Annotated in this window: 10 protein-coding genes; 3 read left to right on the forward strand and 7 right to left on the reverse strand. The window is 69.1% G+C overall.

The genetic code is table 11. The annotated features are described in order from the left end of the window. On the forward strand, positions 1–1,553 hold a 1,553-nt coding region (locus V7E05_RS12255), incomplete at its 5' end, for an ERAP1-like C-terminal domain-containing protein (protein WP_333619929.1). A 33-nt stretch (positions 1,554–1,586) separates the two neighbouring features. Here the strand turns inward: V7E05_RS12255 and V7E05_RS12260 are convergent. Further along, the gene (locus V7E05_RS12260; RefSeq protein WP_442891674.1) at positions 1,587–2,207 is read right to left on the reverse strand and encodes an HNH endonuclease; all 621 of its coding nucleotides are present in this window, start codon (positions 2,205–2,207) and stop codon (positions 1,587–1,589) included. Positions 2,208–2,403: 196 nt separating this feature from the next. On the opposite strand from V7E05_RS12260, the gene V7E05_RS12265 reads away from it, so the two are divergent. Further along, positions 2,404–2,784, forward strand: coding sequence for a globin (locus V7E05_RS12265; RefSeq protein ID WP_333619930.1), 381 nt, complete (start codon positions 2,404–2,406; stop codon positions 2,782–2,784). Here V7E05_RS12265 and V7E05_RS12270 read toward each other — a convergent pair. From V7E05_RS12270 to V7E05_RS12290, 5 genes are all read right to left on the reverse strand, one after another. Then, positions 2,768–3,958 (reverse strand): site-specific DNA-methyltransferase, encoded by a 1,191-nt coding sequence (locus V7E05_RS12270; protein WP_333619931.1) that lies wholly within the window; start codon positions 3,956–3,958, stop codon positions 2,768–2,770. The two genes, V7E05_RS12265 and V7E05_RS12270, sit on opposite strands and share 17 nt — an antisense overlap. Positions 3,959–4,054: 96 nt before the next feature. Further along, positions 4,055–4,702, reverse strand: a complete 648-nt coding sequence (locus tag V7E05_RS12275; protein ID WP_333619932.1) for a hypothetical protein — start codon at positions 4,700–4,702, stop codon at positions 4,055–4,057. Further along, positions 4,702–5,133 (reverse strand): acyl-CoA thioesterase, encoded by a 432-nt coding sequence (locus tag V7E05_RS12280; protein ID WP_333619933.1) that lies wholly within the window; start codon positions 5,131–5,133, stop codon positions 4,702–4,704. Before V7E05_RS12280 ends, V7E05_RS12275 begins: the two co-directional genes overlap by 1 nt. 71 nt (positions 5,134–5,204) lie before the next feature. Continuing rightward, positions 5,205–5,915, reverse strand: a complete 711-nt coding sequence (locus V7E05_RS12285) for a response regulator (protein WP_333619934.1) — start codon at positions 5,913–5,915, stop codon at positions 5,205–5,207. Further along, on the reverse strand, positions 5,912–7,552 hold the full coding sequence (locus V7E05_RS12290) for a sensor histidine kinase (RefSeq protein ID WP_442891675.1): 1,641 nt from the start codon (positions 7,550–7,552) through the stop codon (positions 5,912–5,914). The genes V7E05_RS12285 and V7E05_RS12290 overlap by 4 nt, the downstream gene beginning before the upstream one ends. Before the next feature lie 151 nt (positions 7,553–7,703). Here V7E05_RS12290 and V7E05_RS12295 point away from each other — a divergent pair, with 151 nt between their 5' ends. Beyond that, the gene (locus V7E05_RS12295; RefSeq protein WP_333619935.1) at positions 7,704–9,047 is read left to right on the forward strand and encodes a cation:dicarboxylate symporter family transporter; all 1,344 of its coding nucleotides are present in this window, start codon (positions 7,704–7,706) and stop codon (positions 9,045–9,047) included. A 107-nt stretch (positions 9,048–9,154) separates the two neighbouring features. On the opposite strand, the gene V7E05_RS12300 is transcribed toward V7E05_RS12295, so the two are convergent. Next, positions 9,155–10,078 (reverse strand): ATP-binding cassette domain-containing protein (locus V7E05_RS12300; protein WP_333619936.1); only part of this gene is annotated, 924 nt, incomplete at its 5' end.

The following is a 10,078-nucleotide window of genomic DNA, read 5'->3' on the forward strand; positions in this document are numbered from 1 at the left end:
ACAAGGAGGCATGGACCACGTTCGCCAACGTCGAGAAGTCGTGGGCCTATCGCCAGGACCAGCTCCCCTCGACCCACCCGGTCGCCGCGGACATGGTCGACCTCGAGGCGGTCGAGCGGAACTTCGACGGGATCACGTACGCCAAGGGCGCATCGGTACTCAAGCAGCTCGTCGCCTACGTCGGGCTCGAGCCCTTCCTCTCCGGGCTCCGCCAGTACTTCCGCGATCACGCCTTCGCCAATGCCAGCTTCGCGGACCTCGTCTCGGCCCTCGAGGCCTCGAGTGGGCGCGATCTCTCCGACTGGTCGGATGCGTGGCTCCGGACCACCGGGATCAACTCGTTCAAGGCCGAGGTCTCGCGCGCCGATGACGGCACCATCTCGGACCTCGTGCTCGTACAGGGCGGCGCAGCACCCGGCGCCGGGGAACTCCGCATGCACCGCCTCGGCGTGGGGATCTACAAGCTCGGAGAGGACGGCAAGGTCGTCCGCTCCGATTACGCGGAGCTCGACGTCACGGGCGAGCGCACCACGGTCGAGGAGCTGCGCGGCGCCGGTGCCGGCGACCTGGTACTGGTCAACGACTCCGACCTCACGTACTGCGCCGCGAAGCTCGACGAATCCTCGCTCGAGTTCGCGCTGCAGAACGTGGAGAACGTCTCCGACTCGCTCGCGCGCACGCTCGTGTGGTCGGCTCTATGGGAGATGACCCGCGGAGCCGAGCTCCCCGCCCGTCGCTTCGTCGATGTGGTCTCACGGGCCATCGGCGCAGAATCGCATATCGGCGTCGTGCAGAAGGTCCTCGGTCAGGCGCACACCGCGCTCGCCCGGTACGCCGATCCGGACTGGGCCGCGGCACAGGGCTGGCCGCAGTTCTCCGCGGCGCTGCTGCGGCACGCGCAGGAGGCCGAGCCGGGCTCGGACCACCAGCTCGCGTTCTTCACGGCATTCGCCGAGGCGCCGCTGCGAGCCGACGACAAGTCGCTCATGCGCGACCTCCTCGACGGAGTCGATCCCGCGACGCTCGGCCTGGGCGGCCTCGAGGTCGATACGGACCTCCGCTGGACGGTGCTCACCTCTCTCGTCGCCGCCGGCCTCTCCGATGCCGAGGACATCGACTCCGAGCTCCAGCGAGACAACACGGCCTCCGGCGCGCGCCGGGCGGCGACTGCGCGGGCGTCGCGGCCCGATACTGCGGCAAAGGCCCAGGTCGTCGGGTACGTTCGCACCACCGGTTCCGAGGCGCCGAGCAACGCGCTTCTGCGCGCGAGCCTCGCGGGCCTAGCGTTCCCCGGCCACGAGCACCTTCTCGCCGGCGTCGCCGATGCGTACCTCGAGACGATCGACGAGCTGTGGACGGCCCGCCCCGGCGAGATCGCTCTGACCACCGCCGAGATGCTCTTCCCCGCCTGGAGCATCGACGCCGAGACGATCGCGGAGTACGAGGCCGTCGCCGCCGACGAGAAGCGGCCTGCGGCGCTGCGCAGGACCATCGGCGAGAAGACCGACGACCTGCGCCGCGCCCTCGCGGCTCGGGAGGCCGATTCGGAGTAGGCCGATTCGAGAAGATCGATTCGGAGTAGCGAGCTAGGCCGCCAGGTACTCCTCCCAGTGCGGGCCCATCTCGCGGAGTGTCGAGACGAGGCGCCACGTGGTCCCGCGTGGCGCCTCGAGCGCATGGCGTAGTTCCCAGCCGAGCTCGGAGAGGAGCTTGTCGGCCTTCCTGCGGTTGCAGCTCTCGCAGCATGCCACGCAGTTCTCCCAGGCGTGCCCGCCTCCCCGGCTGCGCGGCACCACGTGGTCGATGGTGGTGGCGCGGACCCCGCAGTAGCCACAGCGGCGCCCGTCGCGGTGCATTAGCGCCGCGCGGGTCATCGGGACCTTCGCGCGGTACGGGATGTGCACGTACTCGCGCAGGCGGATCACCGAGGGGACGGCGACCTTTTCCTTTTCCGAGCGGACGAGGAACGGATCGGGGTCCTCGTGGACCACGTCCGCCTTGCCGCGCAGGAGCATCACGACGGCCCGGCGGGCGGTGAGTGCGGTGAGCGCCTCATAGCCGGCGTTGAGCAGGAGGACGCGGGGCGCGGGCGCACGGGGGATGTCGGGGCTGCGCGCAGCGGAATCCGCAGCGTCTTCCCGGTTGCCCGGTCTTCGTTCCTTTTTCGCACCTTTTCCCTTGCTGCCCACGTCCAGGCTCCTCTGCATGAGGGTTCTTCAGCTCGTGGCCGGTACGGCCTCCGTCAGCACACCACATCGCGCCGAAGGCCGCACCAATTTTTTCCCCGCGCCTCGTTGCGCCGGGGTGAATTCCGCGTGAAGCGACGGGATTCCGCTGCGATGCACAACCCAACCGCTTACCCCCTGCGGACCGCGCCGCCGCGGGGGACCGCACAATGGACCCATGAGCTTTTACGACGAGGTCGGCGGGCACGAGACGTTTCGCAAGATCGTCCACGAGTTCTACGCGCGTGTCCCGAGCGACGAGATCCTCGCGCCGATGTACCCGCAGGACGACATGGACGGCGCGGAGGAACGCTTTCGCATGTTCCTCGAGCAGTACTGGGGCGGACCCGGCACGTATTCCGAGCAGCGCGGCCACCCGCGCCTGCGTATGCGGCACGCGCCCTTCGTGGTCGACTCGAAGGCGCGCGATGCGTGGCTGTCGATCATGGAAGAGGCTGTCGCGACCGTCGACCGGCAGACCCTCGACGACGAGCACCGCGCCGCCCTGCTCGACTATTTCCACCACGCCGCCGAGTTCATGGTCAACGCGCCAGGCTAGTCTCGCGCCACACCTCGAACCGCGCGCCCTCGTGCTCGAGTCGTGGCAGGAGGTGCGCGTCGACCGTCGCCGAGGACAGCTCGACGGCGATCCACCGACGCCCCATCCGCTCTGCGACAACCGGCGTCGTGCCGGATCCCGCGAAGCAATCGAGCACCAGTTCCCCGGGCTCGGTCGCGGCCTCGAGCACGCGGCGCAGTAGCGGCTCGGGTTTGGGCGTGGCGAAGATCTGCCGGCCGGGCAGGACTTTCTTGAGCTCGGCCTTCGCCGAGTCCGACGAGCCCACCTCCGCTGCGCTCCAGATGCTCCGCAGCTTCTTTTTCCGCTCCCCGTGCAGGCGATCGACTTGGAACACGTCGAGACGCTCCCCGCCTCGCCCCCGCACGACGCGGGCGAGCAGCTCGTCGGCGCGCTCGCGCACCAGCGCTGCCGACCACCTCCACACCGCCGAACTCCCGTCGCCGAACACGGGGAAGACCTCGATCGCGCCCTCGAACGGATCGGCCGCGACCCGCCCCGTGGCGCCGTCGGCCCACAGCCCGTAGTGCATGGTCGGCACCGAGCCCGGGTGGAACTTCTTGTTCGTATTGCGCAGCGGCAGCAGGCGATACGGGCCGCGCTCGTCGCTCTTCGGGAAGTCCGCGGGATTCACCGCCTCCGCGCTCGCTGGCTCGAGCCGCACGGTGCGGATATCGCGCGCGTAGACCAGCAGATGATCGTGAGAGCCCGCGAAGAACTTACCCAGCTGCCTCCCCTTGGGATTGTTCTCGACGACGATCGCGCTCACGAGATTCTCGCGCCCGAAGACCTCGTCGAGCAGCACTTTCGCGTACGCCATCTCCGAGTCGTCGATGTGCAGCCATAGCGTTCCCGACGCGGTGAGCGCCTCGCGCAGCAGGTGCAGCCGCTCACGCAGCATCCCGAGCCACAGCTCGTGGTCGACCTTGTCCGAGTAGTCGGCGAACGCCCCTCCGGTGTTGTAAGGCGGGTCGATGTACACAGCCTGGACGGCGCCGCGCAGTCCCGAGTCTTCGGGCACCGGCAGTTCGCCGTCGAGCAGCGCGCGGAGCGCGTCGGCGGATTCGCCGCGCACGAGGAGCCCTGTGGTGTTGCCCTCCGCCCGCCTCTCGGCCTCGAAGCGGATGACGCCGGACGTCCCCTCCACCCAGTCCATCGCGCCATCCGCCCGAACCCCTACCCCGCCGGGTCGGATCCCGAGTCGGGGATTCTCGGCCTTTCTCATCTGGCCTTCCTCATCTGGCGCCCCTCATCAGACAACGTCGAGCGGCAGGGACTCGGGGCGATGGAATACGCTCCCGTACCTCGCGTCGAGCCGGATCCAGGGGCCGCGCGATGCGACGCGCACGCGCTCCCCTGCCGGAGCGGTCCCGCCGCGGGACGGGACGAAGCCCAGGCCGGTGAGCGCGAAGATCAGACGCATCTCGACCCCGAGTCGTGAGGCATCCTCCCCGCCCACGGCGATGACCTCCTGCTCGAGCAGGGACGGCGCGATGCCGAGCGGCCCGGACTCGTCGGCGGCCACGCCGCGACCCTTTTCGGCGAGATCGAGGATCTCCTGCGCGCCGATCATCTCGACCGCCTCGAAGCCGCCGGACGGCGGCAGCATCCCCTGCCAGGCAGACGGGTTGGGGAAGCCGAGGTCGATGCGGCGTCCGCCGTCAGAGGCGGAAATGGACTGCGACAGGACGCCGGCGACGACCACCTGATCCGCGGCGTCCGCGGTGCCCACCACGACCCGCGTCGCAAGGGGACCGAACGGCGTGCGCGCCCAGATGCGGAGGGCGCCGCCCGCAGCGACGATGCGCATGGCCGAAGCCTCGTCCATCGCGGTGAGGCGGCGCACGAGCGCCTCGAGATCGCGCCGGTCGTTTTCGGCGGGGACGTCGATCCAGCCCATCAGCGGGCCTCGGTGGCGAGGAAGCGGCGGAGGTAGTCTCGCTCGCCCTTCGTGAGCCGGCGCGGGCGCTGCGTGCCGAGATCGAACGCCGCGATCGAGCACTCCGAGGTGACTTCCGCCGGCGCGGAGTCCGGGGTATCGGCATTGCGGAGCTCGTAGGAGGAGGTGAACTGCGCGGCCTTCAGCTCGGTGACCCACATGCGTACACGCACGGGCCCCGGCGCGTGCATCACCTGCCCGCGGTAGTGGACGGCGATATCGGTCATCACCGCGCCGAGGCCGAGCAATTCGGTGGGCAGCCCGGGGAAGAACAGCCAGGGGATGCGGGATTCCTCGAGGAGGGTGACGATTCGCGCGTGGTTGACGTGGTGGTTGAGATCCTGGTCCGACCAACGGAGTGGCACGGTCGTCTCGAAGATCTCTCCCGGCATGGTGCCCCGCTTTCGTCTCGGATCCTGCGCTTTTCGCTACCGCGTATCCACGCCAGCCCATCCATGCCAGCCTACCGCCGGCCCTCGCCCGCGCGGCGCCATTGGTAGCGCACGTGTGGTCTGCCCGCCGATCCGTACTCCGTGGTGCGCCGGACCGTGCCGTCGTCCGCGAGTCGCTCGAGGTAGCGCCACGCCGTGACCCGTGAGCTGCCGATCTCCCCGGCCACCTCCGAGGCGGTGAGCCCGCCCTCGCGGTCCCGAACCGCCCGCGCGACGGCGTCCTCTGTGCCGGGAGCGGCACCCTTGCGCGCGCTCGCGCGGATGTCCACCGTGCGAAGCTCGGCGAGCGCGAGGTCGACTTCGCGCTGACTCACCGCGTCCTCGGCCGTGCCGAGCGCCTCGCGGTAGTGGACGTAGCGCTCGAGCTTGTCGCGGAAGGCGGCGAAGGTGAACGGCTTGAGGAGGTAGAGCAGTACGCCGTGGCCGAGCGCGCTGCGCACGGTGGCGAGATCCCGCTGCGCCGTGATCGCCACGACGTCGGGCGGATTGGGCAACCTCGACATGCGGGCGGCGAGCTCGAGGCCCGGCGAATCGGGGAGACCAAGGTCGAGGAGGACCAGCGAGACGGGCGCATCCTCCGCCTCGGCATCCGCGAGGGCGGCAAGGGCGGCGCGCGCCGTGTGGGCGCTCGCGAACACCTCGAAACCGCCCAGGCGCTCGAGGTACCCGGCGTGTGCCTCCGCGATGAGCGGCTCGTCCTCGACGATGAGCACCCGGATCATCGTGGTTGCACCTCGCTTTCGCTGCCGACGTATTCGGCGCCGTATTCGCTGCCTCGCGGGATCCGCACTTCGACGACCGATCCGTACGTCCGCTCGGCCCGCAGAGTGCCGCCGTGGCGGCGCACGACCTGCGCGACGAGCGCGAGCCCGAGCCCGCGTCCGGCCGCGTCGCCGCCCGCCTTGGTCGAAAAGCCCCGCTCCTGCGCGCGCTCGAAATCCGCGGGGTCGAGGCCGGGGCCGCTGTCGGCGACCACGATACCTAGCGCCTCGGGCGAATCGGCCACGGTGACCTCGACCCAAGGATCCCCCGGATCGCACGCATCGAGTGCATTGTCCACGAGGTTTCCGAGCACGGTCACGAGCTCCGCGGCCCCCAATGGCCCCGGCGGATCGTAGGAGGACTCCTCGGTGACCCCCAGCTCGATCCCACGTTCCGATGCCTGCGCCGCCTTCCCGAGCAGCAGCGCGACAAGCGCGGGCTCGTCGATCGTCTCGCCTAGCCGGTCGACGAGTTCCTGCGCGGGCGCGAGGTCCGCGGTGGCGATCCGCGCCGCCTCCTCCCCGCGCCCCATTTCGTAGAGCGCGACGACCGTGTGGAGTCGATTCGCCGATTCGTGCGCCTGCGAACGCAGGGCCTCCGAGAACTGCCGCAGCGCATCGAGCTCCCCCAGTGCGGCCGAGAGCTCGGTCTGGTCACGCAGGGTAATGACGGCGGAGCTCCGCGTCCCCCCGGCGTCGAACCGCGCGCTGTTGGCGAGGAGCACGCGGCCGCCGTGCGCCACGAGAACGTCGCGCATCGGGCCGTCCCCGGCGAGGAAGTCGCCGGCTAGGGCGGGATTCTCGGGGTCTATACCTTCGTCGTCATCCCCACCGAGAAGCCTGCGGGCCTCGTCGTTGAGCAGGACGGGGCGTCCGCCGGAGACGACGATCACGCCCTCCCTGATGGCGTGGAGCACGGCGTCATGGTGCTCGTACATGAGCCGCAACTCCCGCGGCGGGAGGCCGCCCGTGGCGCGGAGGATGCGGCGGCGTATCCACCAACCGCCGGCGGCCGCGGCGACTAGCGCGAGGAGGCCGACGAGCGCGATGGCAGCGATGCGGCCGATCCAGCTGCGCGTGAGCCCCTCGATGGTGACCCCGACCGCCACCATCCCGACGATCCGGCCGTCGGAGTCGCGCACGGGGACGATCGCGCGCTCGGTGGCGCCGAGCGTTCCCACGTAGACCTCGGTGGTGATCTCGCCGCGGAGCGCGCCTTCGGTGGTTCCGATGTACCGCTCCCCGATCTTCTCCGGGTAGGTGTGCGTATAGCGGATGCCGTCCGGCGACATGATGGTGATGAAATCGACGCCGGCCGCGCGGCGGACCCTTTCGGTGACCGGCTGGAGCGTCGCGCTCGGTGAGGGGCCGGCCAGCGCTTCGGCCGTGGACGGGGAATCGGCGAGCGACACGGCGATCCCGGTGACCTTGTCGCGCGCCGCGTCCATCCCCTCCGAGCGGGCTTCGGCAGCGGCGAGCGCGCCCGCCGCGACCACGAGGACTGCGACTAGCGCGACGATTCCCAGTGCGGCCTGGCTCGCGAGGGCGCTCTGTGAGAAACGGCCACGGAGCCTGTTTCGTTTCGACGGTGATCCCACTACCCGCCCCTTCTCACTTCCGCTTCGATAATCGCGTGAACGAAATGAACTCAATAGTGACCTTGGTCACTGTCTGGATACACCATGTTTGGTGGAACATCGCCCCGGGCTCTCTCCGTCCGCGGCGCGGACGGACGAAAGGCTGGAATCGATGGAGACGCCCAATACTCCCACCAGAGCACGGAAGCGCGACAAAACGCATTGGCTCTACATCGCGGTGATCGTCGCGGTGATCGCCGGCGTCGCGGTGGGAATCGTCGCGCCGGGGGTCGGCAAGGACCTCGGCATCCTCGGCACTCTTTTCATCAAGCTCATCACCATGATGATCGGGCCGGTGATCTTCTGCACGATCGTGCTCGGCATCGGTTCGGTGCGCAATGCGGTGACGGTCGGCAAGGTCGGCGGCCTCGCGTTCGTGTACTTCCTCGTCATGTCGACGTTCGCCCTGGCCATCGGACTGCTCGTCGGCAACCTCATCAAGCCGGGAGACGGCCTCGACATCCAGGCCACGAGCGGGAAGGGGCTCGAGCTCGCCGACAAGGCGCACGAATCCGGCGGCATGTCCGACTTCATTCAGTCGATCATTCCGGACTCGCTGTTCTCCTCGGTAACAAGCGGCAGCGTGCTCCAGGCGCTCTTCGTCGCGCTCCTCGTCGGCTTCGCCGTGCAGGGCATGGGCTCGACCGGCGAGAAGATCATCACGGTCATTTCGCACCTGCAGAAGCTCGTGTTCAAGGTCCTCAGCATGGTGCTCTGGGTGGCGCCGATCGGCGCGTTCGGCGCCATCGCCAACGTCGTCGGGCAGACCGGCTGGTCCGCCGTCGGGCAGCTGCTGCTCCTCATGCTCGGCTTCTACCTCACGTGCGCGATCTTCGTGTTCGGCGTGCTCGGCACCGTGCTCCGCACGATCGCCGGCACCTCGATCTTCTCGCTCGTCCGCTATCTCGCCCGCGAGTACCTGCTCATCTTCGCCACGTCGTCCTCGGAGTCCGCGCTCCCCCGCCTCATCGCGAAGATGGAGCACCTCGGCGTCGAGAAGACCACGGTGGGCGTCGTCGTTCCGACCGGCTACTCGTTCAACCTCGACGGCACCGCGATCTACCTGACGATGGCGTCGATCTTCATCGCCGACGCCTTGGGCGACCCGCTGTCGCTTCCCGAGCAGCTCTCGCTCCTCGTCTTCATGATCATCGCCTCGAAGGGCGCGGCCGGCGTGAGCGGCGCCGGGCTCGCCACCCTCGCCGGCGGCCTCCAGGCTCATCGCCCCGAAATGCTCGACGGCGTCGGGCTCATCGTCGGTATCGACCGGTTCATGTCCGAGGCCCGCGCGATCACGAACTTCTCCGGCAATGCCGTCGCCGCGCTCGTGATCGGCGCGTGGACGGACACCCTGGACAAGCAGCGTGTCGACGCCGTGCTCTCCGGCGCCGAGCCCTTCGACGAGGTCCTCATGGTCGCCGACTCCGACGAGCCCGAGGCAGTGGCCGCGCGCTGAGTCGCCGGACTCTGAGTCACCGCAACACAAACGCCCCCTCCCTCTGCGAAAACAGAGAGCGGGGGCGCTGTGTACCGGGACGCTGTTTTCCCCCGATACGCCGCGAACTAGTCGCGCGTGAGCCGGCGGTGGGTCACCCGGTGCGGACGGGCGGCGTCCTGTCCGAGGCGCTCGACCTTGTTCTCCTCGTAGCCCTCGAAGTTGCCCTCGTACCAGTACCACTGGCCCTCGGCGACGTTGCCCTCCCACGCGAGGATGTGGGTACACGTCCGGTCGAGGAACCAGCGGTCGTGGGAGATCACGACGGCGCAGCCCGGGAACTCGGTGAGCGCGTTCTCGAGCGAGCTCAGCGTCTCGACGTCGAGGTCATTTGTCGGCTCGTCGAGGAGGATGAGATTGCCGCCCTCCTTGAGCGTGAGCGCGAGGTTGAGGCGGTTGCGCTCGCCGCCCGAGAGGACGCCGGCCTTCTTCTGCTGGTCCGGGCCCTTGAATCCGAAGGCCGAGACGTAGGCGCGCGAAGGCATCTCGTTCTGGCCGACCTCGATGTAGTCGAGGCCGTCGGAGACGACCTCCCAGACGTTCTTCTCGGGGTCGATGTTCGCGCGGTTCTGGTCGACGTAGCTCAGCTTGACCGTCTCGCCCACGCGGACCGAACCGGCGTCCGGCTCCTCGAGCCCGACGATGGTCTTGAACAGCGTGGTCTTACCCACGCCGTTCGGGCCGATAACGCCGACGATGCCGTTACGCGGCAGCGTGAAGGAGAGGTCCTTGATGAGCACGCGCCCATCGAAGCCCTTCTCGAGATCCTTGGCCTCCACGACCACGTTGCCGAGGCGCGGCGGGGTCGGGATCTGGATCTCCTCGAAGTCGAGCTTGCGGTTCTTCTCCGCCTCGGCGGCCATCTCCTCGTACTTCGAGAGGCGCGCCTTGGACTTGGTCTGGCGGGCCTTGGCGCCCGACCGGACCCACTCGAGCTCGCTCTTGAGGCGCTTCTGCAGCTTCTGGTCCTTCTTGCCCTGGACCTCGAGGCG

The sequence above is a fragment of the Dietzia sp. genome, from assembly GCF_036741115.1.
In the GTDB taxonomy this organism is placed as follows: domain Bacteria; phylum Actinomycetota; class Actinomycetes; order Mycobacteriales; family Mycobacteriaceae; genus Dietzia.